Below are 20660 nucleotides of genomic sequence, written 5' to 3'. Positions count from 1 at the left end.
AGAAATGACACGCTGGTGCGCAACTAAATGCGCACTGGTCGTTTTTGGCGTAGAACCAGGGGGTGGATGAGGGCCTCAACTACATCGCGTTCGCCATCCCCGTGTTCCTGGGTTCGGTCCTGCTCGAGGCCTACCTCGCCCGCAAGCGGGGCAAGCCCGAGCTCTACTACCTCGGCACGGCCCTGTCCGACATCACCACCGGCACGGTCTTCCAGGCCCTCGAGGTGCTGCTCAAGCTGATCACCTTCGGCGTCTACATCTGGGTGTGGGAGCACCTGCCGGTGCTCGACTGGGGCGAGCACCAGTGGGTCGCGTGGGCCATCGGGCTGATCGGCGTCGACCTGGCCTTTTACTGGTGGCACCGGGTCAGCCACGTCGTGAACTTCATGTGGGCGGTGCACGGCGTCCACCACCAGAGCGAGGACTACAACCTCGCCGTCGCCCTGCGTCAGCCCGCCTTCGAGCCCGTCACCTGGTTCTTCTTTTACCTGCCCCTGGCCTTCCTCGGCGTCAGCCCCGAGGTCTACATCGCCAGCTACGCCATCAACCGGCTGTACCAGTTTTGGATCCACACCCAGCTCGTGGGCAAGCTGCCCGCGCCCTTCGAGTGGGTGCTCAACACCCCCTCGCACCACCGCGTCCACCACGGCGTGCAGGACCAGTACCTCGACAAGAACTACGGCGGCGTGTTGATCATCTGGGACCACATGTTCCGCACCTTCGAGCCCGAGGGCGAGGAGGTCGTCTACGGCACGACCGTGCCCCTGCGCAGCTACAACCCGGTGTGGGGCAACCTCCAGCACTTCGCCCGCATCGTCGAGCTGGCCCGGCGCGCGCCGAACTTGGGGGAGAAGCTGTGGGCCGTCGTCGCCCACCCGGCGTGGCTGCCCACGGGCATGCAGCGCGACCCCAACGAGGACAAGCGCATGCTCGGCCCGGGCCGCCCAGGGCCCAAGTACCGCCCGGACATCCCGACGCCGACGGCCCTGTACGTGCTCGTGCACGCGGGCCTGTCCGGCGCGCTCATGGTCCCCTTCCTGCTCCTCGAGCACGAGCTGTCCCTGGCCAAGCTGGGCGCCGGCGCGGCCGTGCTGATCTTCGGCAGCATGGTCTTGCTCGCGCTGATCGAGCGCCGGTCGTGGGCGATGCAGGCCGAGCGCATCCGCGGCGCCGTCACGACCATGGCCGTCGCCTGGCTGGCCAGCCCGTGGTTGAGCGAGCTGGCCGTGCTCGCCCTGGCCCTGACCATGCTGGCGTTCATGGCGGGGAGCTACGCCCTCTACGAGCGGATCCAGTCGCGGAGCTGAGGGCCGCGCGTCAGGGCACCAGGCCCGCAGGCAGGCCCAGGTACTTGTCGCCCATCGTCACGATCACGGGCTGGTCCGCCTCGAGCACGTGCATGCCCTCGTCGAGGACGAAGCGGGCCACCCACCAGCCCGGCGCGAACTCGTAGGGCGGATAGAGCAGGCCCGGGGGCGTGCCCCCGTCGATGGTCAGCTCCGTGTTGGCGGGGTAGGCCACGGCCACCTGCGTCGTGCTCAGCAGGAAGTCGACCACGGGCAGGCCGTAGCGCGTCGCCGCGTGCTCGTAGGGGATGAGCTGGGCCATCGCCGGGTACTGAAACTCGACGTTGCCGAACACCATGATCGGGTCGACGCTCTCGAACAGCAGCTCGCCGAACTCCGGCGCCGAGCCGAACTTCCACACGTCGAAGGAGCGGATCTCCTTGGGGTCGATGGAGGCCTCGGTCCAGTCGGGCTGGACGTAAAAGCCCGGCGCGCTGGTGATGGTGTAGTCCGTCGCCTCGACCCCGACCACGAAGTACTCCCCGTCGTCGTTGTCCCCCTCGCGGGTCGCCCCGGCCGCGATGCTGGGGTGGAGGGTGCCCAGCAGGCTCAGGGGCAGCAGCTGCTCTTCGTAGTGGTACGTCTGGCTCGAGCCGTAGCCGCCCACGAACACGGCGATGGGGTGCGCGGCGTCGGTGCTGATCTCGGTGCCGTTGAGCACCCCCGCGTAGAAGTCGTCGGCCTCCACGCGCAGGGTCTCCCCGGCGTGCATCAACACCTGGAAAGGGCTGGAGGTCGGCGGCACCCCGGGCGCCTCTTCGAGGGGCTGGCTGGGATCGATGAACACCGTGGTGTCGTCCACGCTCGCTACGACCACGAAGTAGGGGTTCAAGCCCGAGCCCCCGACGTGGAAGACCTGGTACTCGTGGCCCAGCACCGGCGCGGGCAGCAGCAAGGACCCGCCGCCCCGACCGATCTCGTCGTGGGGGCTGTACTGGTGCGCGACGATCGGCGCGTCCGAGCTGATGCGGTAGCCGTAGCCCTCGGCCAAGCCCTGAGGGACGATATCGCCGCCCCCGAAGAAGTAGAAGCTGTGCGTGTCGCTGGCGGCGACGGGTAGCGGGCCCGCGACGTTGTCCCACTGCCCGTCGACGTTGAGCTCGACGACCACGTTGGCGACCCCCGGGCCGGGGTTGCCGATCGTGAACTGCATGGCGTAGTCGTCGAAGAAGGGCTCGCGCGCGGGCAGCTTGGCGCCGTAGAACACGCAGCCGAACGCGCCGTCGGGGTTGTCGCAGGTGCTCTCGGGCTCTCCGGTCGTCGACCCGCTGTCCTCCGAGCTGTCCTCCTCGGAGCTGCTGTCCTCGCCGCTCCCGGACTCCGTGGTGGTGCCGGTCTCGCCCTCCGTGGTGGTCCCGCCCGGGTCCGTGCACAGCTCGTCCTCGCACACGAGGTCGCCGAGGCACTCACCCTCGACGCAGGGGCAGCCAGCGCTCCCCGGCGTGCACTCGGCCTCGGCGCACACCCCCTCGACGCACTCGAGGCTGCCCAGGCAGCTGTCCTCGACGCACTCGCAGCCGAGGCTCCCGGGCTGACAGTCCGCCTCGCTGCCCGCCCCCTGCTCTGCCTCGTCGGCCCCGCCCTCGTCGCCCTCATCCTGGCAACCCAGGCCCGCCACGGCCACGGCGACCGCCGCAAGTCGCATCCTTCGCATCGCTCGCTCAATGGATGACCAGCTACGCACGGACTGAGCATAGCCCAATCAAACCCGCGCCGGTGTATGCTGACTCGATGTCCGTGGGGTGGGGCCAAAGTCGCGCGCTCGTATCGCTGAGCCTCTCGCTCGCGCTGGCCTGCGTCGGCGGGGGCGAAGGGGGCGCGGACACCCAAGCCGAGGACGACTCCGCGACGGACGAGTCCAGCTGCACGCCTGGCGCCCTCAACTGCGCCTGTGTCGAGGGCGCCTGCCTCGGCCCCCTCGAGTGCGTGGCGGGCCTGTGCGCCGAGCCCGGCGAGGGCAGCGAGGCCGAGAGCTCGACGCAGGAGTCCGAGTCCGAGTCCTCCAGTAGCTCCGACACCGAGGGGTCGTCCTCCGACGAGACCTCCTCCGACGAGACCTCCTCCGACGAGACCTCCTCCGACGAGACCTCGACCGAAGAGATGGGCAGCGCCGAGACCGAGTCCGAGACCCAGGGCGAGTGCCCGAGCTTCAACCAGATGATGTGCGAGGGCGAGTGCATCGACGTCCTGGTCAACAGCCAAAACTGTGGGGACTGCGGGGTCGAGTGCACCCTCTCGGGGCAGTCCGGCGCTTGCCAGGACGGCGAGTGCTCGCCGGTGTGGAGCAACTGCATCTCCTCCGACGAGGGCCTGGGGATGAACTGCGCCGAGATCTGCGGCCTCACGGGGCAGACCTGCGTCGAGCAGGGCTGCGGCGGCGAGACCATCCTGCTGACCCAGACCCTCAACGGCTGCCAGCAGGGCAACGCGGCGACCAACCCGCCCTTCGACTGCGACGTCGCCTTTGGCTACCAGGGCCTCGGCTACGCCGCCTGCTGCTGCACGCAGTGAGCGGGCTCGCGGGCGAGCCCGCGGTCTTGAATTTAGTGGGTCCGGCCGCCAGCGGTCGTGCTCGCGCTCGAGCCGGCGTCCTCGCTCGACTCCTCGGTGCGTCGGCGTCGGCGACCACGAGTCGTGCTCCGGCCGGCGCGGCCGCGGGTCGTGGTCTCGGCCGCGGCCCCGTCGACCATGCTCTCGCTGACGCTGCCCTCGACGGTGCTCGCCGCGGGCATCGGCCCCGCGGGGGCGCCGATGGTGGGGTGCCGGCCGGTGATCGGGCGGTCGGCGTTGGAGTCCTCGCGCAGGGCCTCGTGCTTGCCCGTGCCCGCCTTCTTGCGTGACGCGCTCGACTGCTCGTGGCGCAGCCCGTCGGGGCGCGGGCCCAGCTGACTCTCCGCCGCCGTCGCTCGACCGCGGCGGCGCTCCGAGGCCGGGGTCGCCATGCCGTCGAACATCTCGCGGAAGCGCCGGCGGTCGATGTTCTGGTGGACGACGAAGCCGAGGCCGAAGACCTTGTCCTCCTCCGTGGTGTCCTCGCGGTTGAGCACCCGATCGATCTCGTAGCGCAGGGCCATCCGCTCGCTCTCGCTGTGGCCGAGCTCGCCGCGGGCCATGAGCTGATCGATGCGCGCGTTGAGCTTGGGCAGCTCGACGCCGCGGAGCAGCTCCTGGACCAGGTCCGCCCGATCGACGGGCATCGAGGCCCCCCAGTTGCGCTGGACGATCTTGCCGGTGTTGGTCAGCTCGCTGGTCTTGACGATGAGCTCGGTGCCGTTGGCCTCGACGACCATCGCCTCGTCCTCGCCCAGCGGGACCTCGGGGAGGTGCTTGGCCACCGCGCGCAGGAAGCTCTCGCCCATGAAGTCGAGCAAGATGAAGCCGAGGGCGTAGCTGCGCTCTTGGTTGGGGATCTTGCGGTCGGCGACCTCGCGGATCTGGTTGGCCAGGTCCTGCTGGGCCTGCAGCGTCAGGTTCTGACGGCTGCCGGTGATCATCGTGCTCGCGTGGGTCTTGGCGCCGTCGAAGTCCTTGCCCTTCATCACCGCGACCACGATCTGCACGCGCTGGAGGGCGCGCTGGCGGTCGATCTGCGCGTCGATGACGTTGAGCAGCTGGTCGATGACGTAGCCCGGGCCGATGGAAATCTGCTCGTCGCCGACGTGGGCCGTGAACACCCGCGAGCGCAGCACCACCGCCGCGCTCAGGCCCGCGACGAAGGCCAGGCTCACCCCGGCCGGCTGGGCCTCGAGGTCGCCGTAGGCGCTGGTCAGCAGGATGAAGTAGGCCGCGATGGCCATGGTGCCGTTGAGCAGCAGGTAGACCCAGGCCCACAGGCTCGTGGCGATGACCGTGAAGGGGTCATCTCGATATCGGGACAGCAGCTCGATGAGCGAGGTGCCGATGCCGACAGCGAAGGCGAGGAGCCAGAAAAAGTCCACCGTGCGAAATGTAGCAGGCCCAGCGCTGGAGTCGCGCTGGGCCTGATGACGGGTCCCGAAGTCGGGCTTGGGTGCTGGGCTCGTTCAGGTGAGCAGCCTGCTCAGGTGATCCGCCGTCCGTCTCGCGTCAAGCTGGCCACGAGGTAGCCCTCGCGAGACGTCGTGTTGACGAGACCTTCGATGACCAGGCCATCGATGGCTTGGCGGATCCGTGAGGGGGGATGGTGCACCCGCGTCCGGAGTTCGAAGTCCGTCGCGCTGCCCCCCACATCGGCGAGGTACCGCAACAGGGCACGCTGCACGTGATCGATTCGCACGTCGACGTCCTCCACCAGTCGCCAGAACAGACTCTTGTCCGTCGGCCGATCGCCTACCTTTGCCACGGAACGACAATAGCGGGGCCCTCCGGGGGGTCAAGCATGAAATTTTCCAGGCTCGCGTGTGCGGACTCTTGGTGCGTAGAATTGCCCCACCTGAATAATTGAAATCCACATAGATCGGCGCGCGCTCGGAGCCGCGATCAACGCTGAGCATGCACGACGTCGCGCTCAGAGCCCTTCAGCGAGAGCGTGAGCGATCCGTGGTACGGGGCCTCGTGATTCCAGTATCCCTTCTCAACTGCCCGAGAACACTGTCACCCGGAGCCTCTTCTGGTGAGCGAGGCTCACACTCGAGCCCGGACCAGCCGCGCAGCCGCTAGCGCGCCTCTACCGCGACATTAAAGAATGTATTCTGAATTGCTAACTCCACTCGTCTCGAACTGGGCTAAGCAATCATCAGGCCAAGAGCATTTCGCGCACTATCGCCCCAGGGGGCTGCTCCTCCCAGGCCTGGACTGAGAATTCCAGGTCCGGGCGAACCAAGATTTCGTTCTCCCCGCGCGCTCTGGCGAGCGCCCCCAAGGGCTCAGTGAGCTCAGCGGTGCGGCAAACCCGGAGCGATCTGCTCGAGGGCGACGGCCAGCTGGGCCTTGGCACCGCGCTCGACGATCTCGCCGTGGGCCATCACGAGGCGATCGAAGTCCCACTCGAACACCCGCTCGAGGCTGCGGCGCGCCCCCTCGCGGTCGCGGATCATCGCGCGCACGACCGGAGTCTGAGCCAGGCGCTGCCACCCGCCCATCGAGCGCAGGTAGAGCCGCGAGACCAACGAGCTGCTCGAGTGGATGTTGAACACGAGGTCGACGACGACCAGGGTCCGCGAGGACCGGTGAAGACACAGCAGCTCGCTGGCCACGGGGGCGCCGACGAACAGGGCGACGTCCAGGGTGTCGGTGAGGGCCTCGGGCGCCCGGTCCCCGATCACGTCGTCGAAGCCGAGGTCGCGGCGCTTGGCCGGCAAGCCCGGCGCCGCCCACAGCTTCGCCCCGGGCCAGCGCCGCGCCGCCCCGAGGACGTAGAGGTGGTGCATGCGGCTCGGCGCGACGATGTGCTCCACGGGGCCGAGGGCGTCGATGGCCTCGGCGGTGGCGTCGTCGAGCTCGACCGGCGAGTGCAGCACCAGCCCTCCGCCGGGCCCGCGCATCACGGTCATGCGCAGGCTCAGGGGCATGCCCGCGATCGCCATCTGGGCTTCGACGCACCACAGCCCCTCGGCGATCGGACGCACGGCCATCCTGCGACTTCTACACCACCGACGGAGACGGCGCGCGCAGCCTCGCGTGTGCTGCCTCCGTCTGCACCCCGCGCCCCCTGCCCGCTCCGCTTGCGCCCCCTGCCCCCCTGAGCGACCATCCGCGACCCATGGGCTACTTCAGCGGCAAGGTCGTGTGGATCACCGGGGCGTCCTCCGGAATCGGGGAGGCGCTGGCCATCGAGCTGGCCAAGCGCGGCGCGTCGCTGATCCTGTCCGCGCGTCGAGAGGCCCAGCTCGAGGCCGTGCGCGGGCGCTGCGAGCGGGCCCGGGAGCACCTCGTGCTGCCCCTCGATCTGACCGAGACCGAGTCGCTGGCCCCGGCCACGGCCAAGGTCCTCGACCACTTCGGGCGCATCGACGTGCTCGTCAACAACGGCGGCATCAGCCAGCGCGGCACCGTGGTCGACACCGACATCGCCGTCGACCGGCGGATCATGGAGGTCAACTACATGGGCACCGTCGCCCTGACCAAGGCCGTGCTGCCCTCCATGCTCGAGCGCCGCAGCGGCCACGTCGTCGTGGTCAGCTCGCTCATGGGCAAGATCGGCACGCCCATGCGCTCGGCCTACGCCGCGTCCAAGCACGCCCTCCAGGGCTTCTTCGACTGCCTGCGCGCCGAGGTCCACGACAAGGGCGTGCGCGTGTCGATCGTCTGCCCGGGCTACGTGCGCACCGACATCACCAAGAACGCGCTCACGGCCGACGGCTCGACCTACGACCAGATGGGCCACGCGCAGGACAAGGCGATGACCTCCGACGTGTTCGCGGTCAAGGCCGCCGACGCCCTCGCGCGCCAGGTGGAGGAGATCATGATCGGCGGCAACGAGGTCTGGGCCGCGCGCCTCGAGCCCTTCTTCCCGCGCCTCTACAGCTTCCTGGTCCGGCGCGTGCGCAGCACTTAGATGCCCCCGCGAGGGCCTCGCCCGGCGTTTTTAGGTGTTCAGCGAACGACGCGGGCGTGGATCTTCGGGAGGACCGGCGGGCACCTGGGTGGGAGTTGGGGGGAGGCTCGTGGAGCCTCATCCCGACGCCAGCGAGCGCAGGCGAGTCGAGCGATGAAGTCGAGCGAGCAGGGCTTCATCGCTCGATGAAGCCGCACGACGCGAAGTAGGCGGCAAAGGTCACTTGGGGACATTTCGGGCGGATGATCGATCTGTAGCCTCGGGGGCACTCGTAGGGCATGCCCCCCCGCATCCGTCTCCCTGCCCTCGCGTGCGTCCTCGTCGCGGCCGCCTGCGCGCCCGACGATGCCGAGGTCCCCGAGCGCGAAGGCGACGCCCTGTGGGTCGTCGCCGAGGTCGAGGAGGGCGACGAGCTGGATTCGCTGTGGGCTTTCGACATCAGCAACCCGGATCAGGTCATCGCCAAGCAGCGCTTGCTGGAGAGCACGACGTCCTCGGACCGGCCCGATATCCTCGGTGAGACGCCCTGGGGGGCCCTGATCGTCGGGCAGGAGGGGTCCACTCGCCAGCTCCGCCTCGACGCGGAGGGGGAGCCCGAGTGGGCGCCGCTGCTGCCGGAGGGCGCCCCCAGCGAGCTCGTCGCCTCGACCTTCGCCGAAGGGGCCCAGCGCATGCTGGCGACCTTGAAAGATCCACAGGGCGCGATGGAGCAGCTGTGGCTCCTCGACTTCGACCACAGTGAGCTCGTCGCCGGGGTGCTCGTGGGAGAGGGGCAGGACCTGAGCCTCTCCCGCTTCACCCCCGACGGGGGCGCGGTGCTGTGGCGGGACTTCGACGCGGGGGGCGGTACGCCAGGCCCGCTGTGGATGGCCCCGCTCGAGCCGGCCCTCGGGCCCTCACAGGTGCTGATCGACGCCCCCGTCCGCGTCTACACCTTCTTCGGCGAGCAGCTGTTTGTGCGGGCCTTCAGCGAGGGCTTCGACGACCAGGAGTCATGGCTGCTCCCGCTCGCGGATCTGAGCGCGGCTCCGGTCCCCGGACCCTCGCTGGCTTGGAACGCCGCGACCAGCTTCAGCGCTGACGGGCGCTGGCTGTGTTTCAGCGAGCAGGACACCCTCAGCGTGATCGGCTTTTCGGGGGTCGATTTCTCCGAGCCGACCGTCGTCAGCACTCCCGAGCTCGCGGGCTGGGGCTGCAAGCTCCCGCGCGCGGACACGCTCATCTACACCATGGGGGATATCGACGTCGACACCGGCGTGGTCATGGTCGATCTCTCGGGGCCCGAACCGGCGGCGCCGGTGCAGCTGGTGTCCGGGTCGAATCTACTCAACATGCGGACCTCCTCCGACGGCGAGCGGCTCTACTTCGTGAGCGCGGCCGACGATGTGTATCGCCTGAACTACGTCGAATTCGCCGGCCCCGGCGCGCCGGTGGAGCTCCTCTCGACCTCGTCCTACCAGGGCTACCAGCTCGTCGATGATCACCGGCTGCTGCTCGCCGGCGACAGCTTCTGGTCCGTCGATCTCGACGACGGCTCGAAGACCGTGCTCGACGCGGACGAGCTTTCGCCTCCCGACCTCTCCCGGGCCAGGCTGACGCCGAAGCTCGACGAGGTCGTGTTTTCCCTGACCCGCGAAGAGCTGTGGCGCGCTCCCATCGACGGGGGCCCAGCCTCGCCCATCGATCGAGTGCCTGGCTGGCGCTACACCACGCACGCGATGCTCGGTGGGTAACGCCGCGCTCAACGCTTTAGCGACAACCCCACGAGGTGGGCGTCCTGGAGAGCCGCCCACCTCGTTGCTTTATCGGTGATACGCGAGCCTCCCGCCGCTATAGTGTCGACCCGTGTCCAAATCTCCTCTCCTCGCGCGCGCGCTGTGCGGTGTCTTCGTGGCGCTCCTCGGCTGCGTCCATGCACCCGCCAGTTTGTCCATCGAGCCCACGCCGGAGCGCGAACAGGCCGAGGCCCCCGCCTTCGAGTCCCTCGACGCCGTGGTCGGCTTCACCCCGGGGCCGTGGCCCGAGGCCGTCGAAGACCGGCGCCAGAACGTGCTCTTCGATCACGGCGCGTGGTTTGGCCTCGCCCTCCCCGACCCCGCCCACGCCGGGAGCTTCGCCGGGCCCTACGACCTGCGCGTGCCGGGCTGGGTGGGCTTCGGGGGGCTGCGCTTCGAGCTCGAGGGCCTGCGCCCGGATCCTGCGAGCCTGAGCCTCCGCGAGGGGCCTGGGGTCCTCGAGCAAAGCCTCGACTACGCCGACGCCGACGGCCAAGCCCGCGCCCGCGTGGAGCTCCGCGCCTTCTTTGCCAGCGCGGACGAGCTGTTGGTCGCGGCCTCGGTCCGCAACCTCGGCGAGCAGCCCCTCGCCCTGCGCCAGGCTTGGTCGGGACGCGGCGAAGGCCTCGCCCTCGAAGGAGGCGCGGTCACGTGGACGCGGGCGGCTCGCTCGACGCCGCTGCGCCTGAGCGTCGCTGCCGACGCGGAGGTGAAGCTCGACGCCGCCGCGGGCTACCGCGCCCAGGGCCCCGAGCGCGCCCTCGATCCAGGCGCCGAGCAGCGCTACGTCGTCGCGCTGCGCTCGACCTCGGGCGCCGCGCCGACGCCCCTCGAGGCCGACGCCGTCGAGGCCCGGTGGGCGCGCAACCGCCAGCGCTGGGACACCTACTTGCGAGGCGCCTGGCTCGGCCGCGCGGACACGCCGAAGTCCGAGCGAGACCTCGCGGCCCGGGCCGTGATGACCCTGATCGCCAACTGGCGCGCGCCGAGCGAGCGGGTCGCAGGCTCCGGCCTGTTCCCCTCGTGGGCCTACGACGGCTTCCACGGCTACTGGGCCTGGGACTCGTGGAAGCACGCCGTCGCCCTGGCTCGCTTCGCCCCGGAGCTCGCCCGCGCGCAGATCCGCGTGCTGCTCGATCGCCAGCGCGAGGACGGGATGATCCCCGACGTCATCTACCCCGGGCCCGAACAGGACAACTGGCGCGACACCAAGCCCCCGCTGGCGGCGTGGGCCGTGGCGGCCGTGGTCGAGGCCACCGGCGACGCCGACTTTGCGCGAGAGTGCCTGCCCGCGCTGCTGCGCTACCACGCGTGGTGGTACGCCCAGCGCGACCACGACGGCGACGGGCTGTGCGAGTACGGCTCGACCGACGGCACGCGCATCGCCGCGGCCTGGGAGAGCGGCATGGACAACGCGGTTCGCTTCGACGACGCGGCCATGCTCGCCCACCCCGAGCAGCCCGGGGCCTGGTCCATGGACCGCGAGTCCGTCGACCTCAACGCCTACCTCGTCGCGGACAAGCGCGCCCTGGCCCAGGTGCTCCGCGCGCTCGGCCAGGGCGAACACGCCGACGCCCTGACGGCCGAGGCCGAGGTCCTCGCGGACCGCGTCCGGACCGAGCACTGGGACGACGCGCGCGGGTGGTTTCGAGACCGCCGCCTCGACGGCAGCTGGGCCCCGGGCTGGGGCCCCGAGGGCTGGACGCCGCTGTGGGCCGGGCTCGCCACCCCCGAGCAGGCCCAGCGCCTGCGCGCCACCATGCTCGACCCCGAGGCCTTCGCCACCGCCGTCCCCCTGGGCACCCTCGCGGCCAGCGACCCCAACTTCGACCCCGAGCGCGGCTACTGGCGCGGGCCCGTGTGGCTGGACCAGGCCTACTTTGGCGTCGCCGGCCTGCGCCGCGCTGGCTTCCACGACGACGCCGAGGCCCTCACCCAGACCCTGCTCAGCGCCCCCGAGGGCCTCGCCACGGGCGGGGCCATCCGCGAGAACTACCACCCGCTCACGGGCGCGGGGCAGCACGCCCGGCACTTTTCGTGGTCGGCCGCGGCCGTGCTCATGCTGCTGTGGGATCGTTGGGAAGCCCACAGCGCATGAGCGCCTTCGCCATCGTCAGCTTCGTGGTCGCAACGGCGACCGTCGCCGTGCTCACCCGGCTGTGGGTGCGCCGCCTCGACGTGGCGAAGGACGCGGCCGAGGAGTACTTCAGCGGCGGCCGGGCCCTGACCTGGCCGGTGGTCGCGGGCTCCTTGCTGCTGACCAACCTGTCCACGGAGCAGCTCGTCGGCCTCAACGGCGCGGTGTTCGGGGACGGCAACCTCGTCGCCATGGCCTGGGAGGCCCTCGCGGCCGTGGCCATGGTCGTCACCGCCCTGACCTTCCTGCCCCGCTACTTCCGCTCGGGCTTCACCACGACCCCGGCCTTCCTCGAGGAGTGCTTCGACTACCGCGTGCGCGGGGTGGTCTCGCTGCTCTTCCTGCTCGGCTACGTCACCGTGCTCGCCCCGGTGGTGCTCTACACGGGCTCGCTGGCGCTGATCGGCATGTTCGATCTGCAGCTGCCCCTGGCGGTGATCAGCACGGGCGTCGGCCTGCTCGGGGCCGGCTACGCGGTGTTCGGCGGGCTCAAGTCCGTGGCCGTGAGCGACACCATCAACGGCGTCGGGCTGCTCGTCGGCGGCCTCGCCGTGCCCGCCCTCGCCCTCGCCGAGCTCGGCGAAGGCTCGGCCCTGGGCGGCCTGCAGGCCCTGCTGCGCGACCACCCCGAGCGCTTCGTGGTCCTCGGCGGCCCCGAGAGCTCCGTGCCCTGGCCGACCCTGCTCACGGGCATGATGCTGATCCAGCTGTTTTACTGGTCGACCAACCAGGTCATCGTCCAGCGCGCCCTGGGTGCGCGCACCCTCGCCGACGGCCAACGCGGCGTATTGTTCGCCGCCGGCCTCAAGCTGCTCGGCCCGCTCATGCTGTGCATCCCGGGCCTGGTCGCCCTGCACCTCCCGGGCCTCGAGCTCACCGCCAACGACCAGGCCTACCCCGCCGTGGTCCGCCGCGTGCTCCCCGACTGGTCCCTCGGCCTGTTCGCCGCGGTCCTCGTCGGCTCGATCCTCAGCTCCTTCAACAGCGCCCTCAACAGCGCCTCGACCCTGTTCTCCCTCGAGTTCTACCAGACCTACATCGACCCCCAGGCCGACGACCCCAGCACCGTGCGCGCCGGCCAGCGCTTCGCCATCGCCGTCGCCATCGCGGCCATGGCTCTGGCCCCCGCCCTCGCCAACGCGGGCTCGATCTTCGCCTACCTGCAGAAGATCAACGGCCTCTACAGCGTGCCGATCATCGCCGTGTTCCTGGCCGGCCTAGCGTGGAAGCGGGCGACGGCCAAGGGCGCGATCGCGGGCATGGCCGTCGGCCTGGGCTGCTACTCCTTCTTCACCTTCGGCGAGCCCCCCGGGCTGCACTGGCTCCACGGCTACGCCATCAGCTTCGGCGCCTCGCTGGTCGCCATCGCCATCGTCAGCCTGCTCGACCGCAGCGGCGCGCGCGGGGAGGCGCCGCGCTCGGTGCTCGAGGTCACCCCGGAGATGGCCGCGAGCTGGCCGCTGGCAGGACCCGTCGCCATCTCCCTGTGCGTAGTCTTGGGGACGGTCTACGCCCTGCTGACCGGGCTGGCGGCCTAGCTCGACCGCCTCACTCGACCGCGCCGACCCCCAAAAACACGCCGTGCTCGTCGCGGATCGCCTGCGCGGACAAGGGCGCGCGCTCCCAGGCCAGCGACCCGTAGAGGAGCACTCGCCCGTCCGCCTCGCGGCGCTGCCAGTGCAGCGCTCCATGGTCCAAGCCGCGAAGCTCGGCGCGTCGGTCTCGCTCGGGTCGAACTCGCTGGCGTCGCCCTCGATCACCGCCAGCTTCGACCACCGCAGCCTCGGACCCTCGCTCGCCGGCTCCGAGCCATCGAGGTCATCCCGCCAACCTGGCCTGCCCCCGGCGGAACCCCACCACCACAGCCCCCCACCGAGCAACACCAAGACGACCGCGAGCGCGGCTCCCCAGCGCGCACGACGACGCCGCGCGCCAGCTAGGGATCGGGCCACGCCGCAGACCTAGCACCTCAGAAGAAAGGCACCACGAACTCGATGGGCTTGGGCTTGGCCGCCGCCCCGCCGGCCTCGACGATCATCTCGAGCTTCAGCTTGGAAAAGGCCGTGAACGCCCCGGGCTTGCCCTTGGGCCCGCGCAGCTGGACCTCGGCCTCGATCCAGCCCTGGGTCTGGGCGACGGCGATAGCGTCGAAGCGGGCGACCAGATCGTCGGCCCGGTCGACGTGGGTGAACACCCCGCCGGTCTCCGTGGTCAGGCGCTGCATGGGCCCGACGTAGCCCAGGCCCTTTTGGTCCCCGGCGCCGCCGAGGGAGACGACGTAGATGCGCACCTTGGCGGCCTTGGCCCGGTTGATGACCGTAGCGACCCCGTGGGAGCTGGCGGTGTCCTTGCCGTCGGTGAGCACGAGGATGGCCCGGCGGTAGCCCGTCTTGCCCGAGCCCTCGAGGGCGTCGATGGAGCGGATCAGCGAGGTGTAGAGCGCCGTGCTGCCGACGGCGTCGACGGCCTGGATGGCGTCGCTGGTCGCCTTCATGCCGCTGCCCATGGGGGCCCGCTCCTCGACCGTCGTGTTGAACTCGATGACCCCGAACTGGTTGCGCTTGTCGACGCGGCTCAGGGTCTCGACGAAGCGCTTGGCCGCGCGCACGCGCTCGCGCTTGGGATCGCTGCGGCGCATGCTCGAGCTGCCGTCGATGTCGATGACCACCTGCGTGGGCCGCCCGCCCGGGGCCGGGCGCACCGCGCTGATGGCCGCGCTGCCGCTGATCTCGAAGCGCAGGTTGCTGGTCACGATGAAGCTGACGCGCACCTTCCCGTCGAGCACCGCCCCGCCGGGGGCCAGGGGGACGAACAGGATCTCGACCTTGCCGTCGGACTTGAAGTTCGGGCTGAAGCGGTAGCCGATCTGGCGCACGGCGCTGATCGGGGTCAGCCCCGCGCTCGCGCCCGGGTCGGCGGTCGTCGAAAAGAACGCCCGGCCGTTGCCGAGCTTGGGCATCTCGGGGAGATCCGCGTCCCCCTGGGTCTCGATGCCGTTGGGGCCAATCTCGACGCCGCCGCTGCCAGCGACGCAGCTGGTGAGCAGGACGAGAAACAACAGGGCTGCGAGCGCGCGAGACACGTGTCGACCCGACGCTCGCACACGCGCGCAGCTTCAATCGCCCGCGGCTTCAGTCAGTTCTTGGCCCAGGGATCCTGCACGCCGGCGTCCTCGAGCAGGACGCGGAGCAGGTCCGAGCGCGAGCGGGCGCCGGTGCGCGCGAGCACCTGGGACACGTGGTACTTGACCGTCCGCTTGGTGCAGCCGAGCAGCTCGGCGATGCGCTGGTCCGGGTCGCCCCACAAGAGGCGCCAGGCGGTGATGGTCTGGACCGGGCTGAGCCCGGCGACGAACTGCAGGCGCATCAGGCCGTGGCGGATGTCGAACTCCACCGGGCGGGTCTGGTAGCCCTGCATCTCCTCGTCCGTGGGCGTGGGCAGCTCCTCCGAGCCGGTCTGGCCCAGGGCCACGCGCCACGCCTGGGTCGCGCGCACGGTCGCGCCGATGCCCGAGAGCAGCGCCGAGTCCTCGACGGGCTTTTGGATGTAGCCGTGGGCGCCCGCGCTCATCAGCTGGGCGGGGACCTCCTCGTCGTCCTGACCGGTGACCACCAGGGCCTTGGTCAGGGGCTTCTTGTCGAGGAGCACCGGGAGGATGTCGAGGGCCGTGCCGTCGGGCAGGGAGAAGTCGAGCAGCGCGGCGTCGAAGTCCGCGTGGTCTTGGAGGGCCCGGAGGGCCTCGGCCTTGGTCTCGCACCCGACCGGGTCATAGCCGGCCGCACGGAAGGTGCGCAGGTAGGTCTGGAGCACCACGTCCATGTCCTCGACGACGAGGAGCTTGGGCTTGGAGCGGCTCACGCGGCCAAGAGTTGCGGGGATGTCGGGAGCCCAACGGGTGCTGGAATCGGAGTCGCTCACAAGGTCCTCTGGCGCCGCAGCTCACAGCCGGCGCCCGAGTCGTTGGTATCAGGGCAGCGCACATTGTGTCCACGCAAACCCTCCCGCGGCGAGATCGTCAGGTCCGAGGCCCACGCTCAGGGCCCGACAACCCGGCGCAGAAGGCCTAATTCCGGCAGTTTTGGTGGGGGTCACTACGCCGAGCCCCCGCCCGGCGCGGGCTCGACTGGACCAAAGACCACGGTCCCGAGCGTCGAACGGGCACCGGACACGGGGCCTGTCCAACACGTCGGGACCGCTGAGAGCCGCTCGGGGGCTCGGTCGCAACGACAGGTGGAGGCTAAAAGCGCGTCAGCTCGACGAAGCGATCGTAGCGGGCCTGGGCGTCCTCCCGGGACAGGCCGCGGACCGTGTCGTAGGAGAAGCCCTCGACGCAGAAGCTGGCCATCGTCGAGCCCCAGATCACGGCCTTGCGCACGTTCGGCGTCGACAGATCGCCGGTCCGCGCGAGGTGACCCATGAAGCCGCCCGCGAAGCTGTCGCCCGCGCCCGTGGGGTCGACGACGTTCTCGAGGGGCAGGGCCGGCGCCGCGAACTGCGTGCCGTCCTCGCAAAAGCACAGCGCTCCGTACTCGCCGCGCTTGATGACCAGGGTCTTGGGGCCCATGCCCTGGATCTTGCGCGCCGCGACCACGAGGTTGGTCTCGCCCGACAGCTGCAGGGCCTCCTCCTCGTTGATGGTCAGCACGTCGACGCGGCCGAGGACCTTGATCAGGTCGTCGGTGGCGATGTCGATCCACAGGTTCATGGTGTCGAGGCCGACGAGCTTGGGCCGCCCGCCCATCTGCTCGAGCACGTCGAGTTGGAGCGTGGGCTGGATGTTGGCGAGGAACAGGAAGTCCGCGTCCTGGTAGCTCTCGGGCAGCTTGGGCGAGAAGCTCTCGAACACGTTGAGGTGGGTCTCGAGGGTGTCCCGCGAATTCATGTTCGCGTGGTAGCGGCCCTTCCAGCGGAAGGTCTTGCCCTCGGCCCGCTCGAGGCCGGCCAGATCGACGCCCGCGGCCTCGAGGTCGGCGATGGCCGGGGCCGGGAAGTCGTCCCCGATCACGCCGACGAGCTGGGTGCTGCAAAAGGGCGCGGCGGCCATGGCGAAGAACACGGCCGCTCCGCCGACGCTCTCTTCGCGCTCGGCCTTGGGGGTGATGACCCAGTCGACGGCCACGCTACCGACGACGACGATCTTGCTGTTGGTGGTCATGTGCTTGTTCGTCCGTTCTCTGCGTTCGGCCTCAGGCCGACAGGTAGTGCCCCACGATGAGCTCCAGGCTCACCCGCGTGGCCGGGGGAATCTTGGTCGGATCGGTGATCAGCGCGCCCGCGAGGGCCCGCGGCCAGGGCAGCTCCTCGCAGGACTCGGGCAGGCGCGTGGCCAGCTCGAGGATGATCTTGCGGACCCGGGCGACGTTGGCCTTCATGATCGCTATGACCGCGTCGACGGTCACCTCCTCCTCGCTGAGGTGCCAGCAGTCGTAGTCCGTGGCCGTGGCCAGGAGCGCGTAGGCCATCTCGGCCTCGCGGGCGAGCTTGGCCTCGGGCAGCGCGGTCATGCCGATGATGTCGCAGCCCCAGCTGCGGTAGAGCTCGGACTCGGCGCGGGTCGAGAAGGCCGGGCCCTCCATGACCAGCAAGGTGCCGTCGCGGTGCAGCTCGGCCTCGTCGTCGGTCGCGATGACCGCCTCGGCGGCCTCGAGCACCTTGTCGCGCAGGCCCGCGTCCATGGGGTCGCCGAACTGCACGTGGGCGACGCAGCCCCCGCCAAAGAAGGTGGTCTCGCGGTGCTTGGTGCGGTCGATGAGCTGATCGGGGACGACCGCGTGGCCGGGCACGATGGCCTCGCGCAGCGAGCCCACGGCCGAGGCCGCGAGCAGGTGGGTGACGCCGAGCTGCTTGAGGCCCCAGATGTTCGCCCGGTAGTTGAGCTCGCCGGGGAGCGCGAGGTGGCCCGGCCCGTGGCGCGAGACGAACACGCAGGTCAGGGGCTCGCGGCCCTCGCCGCGGGGCAGCTTGCCGACGGTGAAGGGGCCCGAGGGCGCGCCGAAGGGGGTCTCGAGGGTGCGGACCTCGACCTCTTCGAGCTCGTCCATGGAGTAGAGGCCAGAGCCTCCGATGACGCCAAGGACGACCTTGGACCGGGCTTCGGGGGACGCGGGGTGCGGCTGTTGAGTGCTCATGGGGACCTCCGAGCGACGCAGGGTGCTCGGCTGCCCGCTCGGGTGCCGCGGGCGCGGCATGGTAGCAGGCCCGTCAAGGCCTCCCGCGGGGCTCCCACGCACCCCGCGCATTTGCTCCCCTGCCCTCGCTGTCGCCGTGGTAGCCCTCGATCATGACGCGCGCGCAGTCCCCGGAGCACGGCGATGGCTCGGCCCCCAGCGACGCGGTGGGGAGCGGAGATCTCGTCCTCCAAGGGCGGCGCGCGGCCCTCGAGGAGCTCCGCGCCGCCGACCGCATCATGGCCAGCGCCCTGGGCACCCTCGAGACCGTCAGCCGACACCAGCGCCTCGACATGATCGGCTTCAACACCGCCGACGGCCTCTACGGCGACGCGACCCGATCGGACGTCGGCACCGCCATCTCCGAGGTCAACATCGCCCAGGGATCGCTGCGCAAGGCCCTCGAGCTCCTCGGCGGCCACGCCGAGTCGGGCTGGGTCGAGCTCGAGACCTGGGGCCTGGCCGAGGGCATCGTCGACGGCATCTTCGACGTGTTCGCCGCGCTCAAGGCCCAGCGCAACATCGCCGCCGCCCGGGGCGTGCACGGCCAGATCCGTCAGCTCTTCGAGCGCGTCCGGGCCAGCGACCCGAGCCTCACCGACGTCCAGCCCCTCGCCGACTGGGACGAGGGCGGAGGCATGGGTGGGATGGGCGGCATGCTCGAGGAGCTGCGCGCGACCTGGGCCTTCAACAAGCCGGCGATCCTGTGGCGCGTCGGCGTCGTGGTGTTCATCCTGCTCTCGGTGCTCTCGGCCATGCTCGGGCTGTTCGAGTAGGCCCGCGTCACCCGAGCGTCACTGCGGCTCGGGCAGCGTCGACTCGCACTCGGTCAGCGGCCCGGTCATCCCGCTCCAGCCCGCCGGCGCGTCCCCGGCCGGCGCGGGGCCGGTGATCAGCGCGGGCGAGAGCGCCAGGCTGACCGGGTCGGCCTCGAACAGGTTCGCGTCGAGGTCCATGACGTAGAGCCGCGCCACGCCGTCGTCGAACAGCGGGCCGCCCAGGGCGTGGATGGCCCAGGTCCCGCCCATGCCCAGGCTCACCCCGGTGCCGGTGTTGTAGTCGAAGTCGTAGACCGTGCCCGAGTCGATGGCGAAGCCCTGCCCGTCGGTGATCTCGCCCATCGCGTCGATGCCCGGGCCGAGGTCGTCGATGTCGGCGACGCTGGCGTTTTGCAGGTCGGTGATGACCTCGTAGCCCAGGTCCCCCGCGAGGTAGTCGCCGGTGAAGCGGATCAGCCGGTTGCCGGTCGCCGTGGACCAGTTCGTCCCGCTGTCCATCAGGTAGACCAGGCCCTGGCAATCGGTGTAGAGCGCCTCGATGAGCAGGTTGTCGGGGACGACTCCCAGAACCTCGACCTCGACCTCGCTGCCGTCCGTGGGCGGCTCGGGGATGTAGAAGATCTGCGAGGTCACCGGCTCGTCGATGACCCGCAGGCCGAGCAGGCCGCCGTTCTCGAGCATGGTCAGGCCGGTGAAGCCGTCGATGATGTCGGTGGTGATGGTGCTCGACAGCAGCTGGACCACGGAGCCGTCGGCGGGATCGATCTCGATGTAGTGGAGCTGGTCTTCGACGGCGTACCAGAGGTTGGGGCTGATCCACAGCGGGTCGGCGCCGGTGTCCGTGGAGGTCTCCGTCTCCGACTCGGTGTCGGTCTCGGTGCCCGTGTCCGTCCCCGTATCGGTCTCCGTTCCCGTGTCCGTCTCCGTCGAGCTCTCGGTCTCGGTCTCGGTCTCGGTCTCGGTCTCGGTCTCCGTCGAGCTCTCGGTCTCCGTCGAGCTCTCCGACTCGCTCGAGCCCGACTCGCTCGAAGACTCCCCCGTCTCCGACTCGCTCGACTCGGTCTCCGTGCCCGCCGTGGCCCCGACCTCGTCGGCGCCTTCGTCCGTGTCGCCGCCGCTTCCGTCGTCTCCGCACGCAGAGGTCGAGAGCGCCACCGGGGCGATTCCAAGGAGCAGTGCGAGGGTACGAGGGGTCGCGCGCATGGCCGAACTCTAAGCCATGACGAGCGAGCTCGACGACTCAGAGGGTCGTGGACGACGCCACGCCCTCCCTGCCCCACGTCCACGACTCACCGACCGACGAGGATGACCATCACCGCGCCGGCCTCTCCAGCCTGCGCGATCCCGATCCCCACCCGCACGTCGGTGCCCAGCTCGGTCCACAGATCGAGGGTCAAAAACTGCCGGAAGGAGCCGGACACCTGGTGAATCGAGAGGCCGCGGACCCCCGTATCGCCGGCGCGCTCTTGAAACTCCTCGTCGCTGATCTTGGGCCCGACGCCCGCCCCGGCGTCGGCCCGCAGCTGGGCGAGCTTGCTCAGCGCCTTGTCCCAATTCAGCGCCGGCAGCCCCGCCCCGCGACGCGTGCCGTCGACGGACTCGCGCAGCGCCGGCACGGGCTTGTCCGGGGTGCTCGCCCCGGGCTTGGCGAAGAAATTCTGGGTCAGGAAGACCGGCCGAGGGGCATCGGCGGCGCTCGACTCCGGCGGCCCGAACACCACCCCAATCCCGACGTGGGTGATGTCCGTGGCGATGACGTTGGCCCGGTGCCCGGGGCTGTTCATCAAGCTCTCGTGGATGCCCTTGGGGCCGTAGCCGCGGGCGACGTTCTCGCGCACGACCTCCGCGCGGATCTTGGCCCGGGCAAAGCGGGCCGCCGGGTCCCCGGTGTTGGGCGAGACGTGGCCGACGAAGCCGCTGCGGACCATGTCCTCGCCGTGCAGGCGCGCGACCTCGGCGGCGCGGTCGTCCCAGGCCAGGG

At 70.4% G+C, this 20660-nt stretch carries 18 protein-coding genes; 7 read left to right on the top strand and 11 right to left on the bottom strand.

The window, feature by feature from the left end; translation table 11 throughout:
* Positions 1-62 precede the first annotated feature (62 nt).
* Positions 63-1307 (top strand): sterol desaturase family protein, encoded by a 1245-nt coding sequence (locus PPSIR1_RS27465; RefSeq protein WP_006974465.1) that lies wholly within the window; start codon positions 63-65, stop codon positions 1305-1307.
* 10 nt (positions 1308-1317) lie between these two features.
* Here PPSIR1_RS27465 and PPSIR1_RS27460 read toward each other — a convergent pair whose 3' ends face one another.
* The gene (locus PPSIR1_RS27460; RefSeq protein ID WP_157596042.1) at positions 1318-2991 is read right to left on the bottom strand and encodes an IgGFc-binding protein; all 1674 of its coding nucleotides are present in this window, start codon (positions 2989-2991) and stop codon (positions 1318-1320) included.
* An 86-nt stretch (positions 2992-3077) separates the two neighbouring features.
* On the opposite strand from PPSIR1_RS27460, the gene PPSIR1_RS27455 reads away from it, so the two are divergent.
* A complete protein-coding gene (locus PPSIR1_RS27455) occupies positions 3078-3857 on the top strand; it encodes a hypothetical protein (RefSeq protein ID WP_157596041.1) in 780 nt (259 codons plus the stop codon).
* Positions 3858-3889: 32 nt separating this feature from the next.
* Here PPSIR1_RS27455 and PPSIR1_RS27445 read toward each other — a convergent pair whose 3' ends face one another.
* The 3 genes from PPSIR1_RS27445 to PPSIR1_RS27435 form a co-directional block, all read right to left on the bottom strand.
* Positions 3890-5284, bottom strand: coding sequence for a hypothetical protein (locus tag PPSIR1_RS27445; protein ID WP_006974462.1), 1395 nt, complete (start codon positions 5282-5284; stop codon positions 3890-3892).
* A 101-nt stretch (positions 5285-5385) separates the two neighbouring features.
* Positions 5386-5667 (bottom strand): hypothetical protein, encoded by a 282-nt coding sequence (locus PPSIR1_RS27440; RefSeq protein ID WP_157596040.1) that lies wholly within the window; start codon positions 5665-5667, stop codon positions 5386-5388.
* 532 nt (positions 5668-6199) lie between these two features.
* Positions 6200-6898 (bottom strand): DUF4336 domain-containing protein, encoded by a 699-nt coding sequence (locus PPSIR1_RS27435; protein ID WP_006974459.1) that lies wholly within the window; start codon positions 6896-6898, stop codon positions 6200-6202.
* Between the two features lie 128 nt (positions 6899-7026).
* On the opposite strand from PPSIR1_RS27435, the gene PPSIR1_RS27430 reads away from it, so the two are divergent.
* The 4 genes from PPSIR1_RS27430 to PPSIR1_RS27415 all read left to right on the top strand — a co-directional run bounded on the left by PPSIR1_RS27430 (position 7027) and on the right by PPSIR1_RS27415 (position 13271).
* Positions 7027-7821, top strand: coding sequence for an SDR family oxidoreductase (locus PPSIR1_RS27430; RefSeq protein WP_006974458.1), 795 nt, complete (start codon positions 7027-7029; stop codon positions 7819-7821).
* A 278-nt stretch (positions 7822-8099) separates the two neighbouring features.
* Complete coding sequence (locus tag PPSIR1_RS27425; RefSeq protein WP_006974457.1) at positions 8100-9554, top strand: PD40 domain-containing protein; 1455 nt, start codon at positions 8100-8102, stop codon at positions 9552-9554.
* Positions 9555-9666: 112 nt separating this feature from the next.
* Entirely contained in the window at positions 9667-11694 is a 2028-nt protein-coding gene (locus PPSIR1_RS27420; protein ID WP_157596039.1) for an MGH1-like glycoside hydrolase domain-containing protein, read from the top strand.
* Positions 11691-13271, top strand: coding sequence for a solute:sodium symporter family transporter (locus tag PPSIR1_RS27415; protein ID WP_006974455.1), 1581 nt, complete (start codon positions 11691-11693; stop codon positions 13269-13271). Before PPSIR1_RS27420 ends, PPSIR1_RS27415 begins: the two co-directional genes overlap by 4 nt.
* Before the next feature lie 10 nt (positions 13272-13281).
* Here PPSIR1_RS27415 and PPSIR1_RS48335 read toward each other — a convergent pair whose 3' ends face one another.
* From PPSIR1_RS48335 to mtnP, 5 genes are all read right to left on the bottom strand, one after another.
* A complete protein-coding gene (locus tag PPSIR1_RS48335) occupies positions 13282-13431 on the bottom strand; it encodes a hypothetical protein (protein WP_006974454.1) in 150 nt (49 codons plus the stop codon).
* Positions 13432-13702: 271 nt separating this feature from the next.
* The gene (locus PPSIR1_RS27410) at positions 13703-14815 is read right to left on the bottom strand and encodes a vWA domain-containing protein (RefSeq protein WP_006974453.1); all 1113 of its coding nucleotides are present in this window, start codon (positions 14813-14815) and stop codon (positions 13703-13705) included.
* A gap of 53 nt (positions 14816-14868) precedes the next feature.
* On the bottom strand, positions 14869-15591 hold the full coding sequence (locus PPSIR1_RS27405; protein ID WP_006974452.1) for a response regulator transcription factor: 723 nt from the start codon (positions 15589-15591) through the stop codon (positions 14869-14871).
* A gap of 379 nt (positions 15592-15970) precedes the next feature.
* Positions 15971-16888 (bottom strand): PfkB family carbohydrate kinase, encoded by a 918-nt coding sequence (locus tag PPSIR1_RS27400; RefSeq protein WP_006974451.1) that lies wholly within the window; start codon positions 16886-16888, stop codon positions 15971-15973.
* Positions 16889-16919: 31 nt separating this feature from the next.
* Complete coding sequence (gene mtnP, locus PPSIR1_RS27395; RefSeq protein WP_045116856.1) at positions 16920-17861, bottom strand: S-methyl-5'-thioadenosine phosphorylase; 942 nt, start codon at positions 17859-17861, stop codon at positions 16920-16922.
* 152 nt (positions 17862-18013) lie between these two features.
* Between mtnP and PPSIR1_RS27390 the strand changes: the two genes are divergently transcribed.
* Complete coding sequence (locus tag PPSIR1_RS27390) at positions 18014-18676, top strand: hypothetical protein (RefSeq protein WP_006974449.1); 663 nt, start codon at positions 18014-18016, stop codon at positions 18674-18676.
* Positions 18677-18694: 18 nt separating this feature from the next.
* Here PPSIR1_RS27390 and PPSIR1_RS27385 read toward each other — a convergent pair whose 3' ends face one another.
* Both PPSIR1_RS27385 and PPSIR1_RS43920 read right to left on the bottom strand, forming a co-directional pair.
* Entirely contained in the window at positions 18695-19882 is a 1188-nt protein-coding gene (locus tag PPSIR1_RS27385) for a hypothetical protein (RefSeq protein WP_086001740.1), read from the bottom strand.
* Positions 19883-19968: 86 nt separating this feature from the next.
* Positions 19969-20660 (bottom strand): CAP domain-containing protein (locus tag PPSIR1_RS43920; protein WP_232296556.1); only part of this gene is annotated, 692 nt, incomplete at its 5' end.

The sequence above is a fragment of the Plesiocystis pacifica SIR-1 genome (genome assembly GCF_000170895.1).
Taxonomy (GTDB): domain Bacteria; phylum Myxococcota_A; class Polyangia; order Nannocystales; family Nannocystaceae; genus Plesiocystis; species Plesiocystis pacifica.
This window is presented reverse-complemented; position numbering and strand designations above follow the sequence as displayed.

Coding starts and splice junctions, on each gene's coding strand:
- PPSIR1_RS27460 (WP_157596042.1), bottom strand. CDS start 2,991: ATGCGACTTGCGGCGGTCGCCGTGGCCGTGGCGGGCCTGGGTTGCCAG.
- PPSIR1_RS27455 (WP_157596041.1), top strand. CDS start 3,078: ATGTCCGTGGGGTGGGGCCAAAGTCGCGCGCTCGTATCGCTGAGCCTC.
- PPSIR1_RS27435 (WP_006974459.1), bottom strand. CDS start 6,898: ATGGCCGTGCGTCCGATCGCCGAGGGGCTGTGGTGCGTCGAAGCCCAG.
- PPSIR1_RS27430 (WP_006974458.1), top strand. CDS start 7,027: ATGGGCTACTTCAGCGGCAAGGTCGTGTGGATCACCGGGGCGTCCTCC.
- PPSIR1_RS27425 (WP_006974457.1), top strand. CDS start 8,100: ATGCCCCCCCGCATCCGTCTCCCTGCCCTCGCGTGCGTCCTCGTCGCG.
- PPSIR1_RS27415 (WP_006974455.1), top strand. CDS start 11,691: ATGAGCGCCTTCGCCATCGTCAGCTTCGTGGTCGCAACGGCGACCGTC.
- PPSIR1_RS27400 (WP_006974451.1), bottom strand. CDS start 16,888: ATGACCACCAACAGCAAGATCGTCGTCGTCGGTAGCGTGGCCGTCGAC.
- mtnP (WP_045116856.1), bottom strand. CDS start 17,861: ATGAGCACTCAACAGCCGCACCCCGCGTCCCCCGAAGCCCGGTCCAAG.
- PPSIR1_RS27390 (WP_006974449.1), top strand. CDS start 18,014: ATGACGCGCGCGCAGTCCCCGGAGCACGGCGATGGCTCGGCCCCCAGC.
- PPSIR1_RS27385 (WP_086001740.1), bottom strand. CDS start 19,882: ATGCGCGCGACCCCTCGTACCCTCGCACTGCTCCTTGGAATCGCCCCG.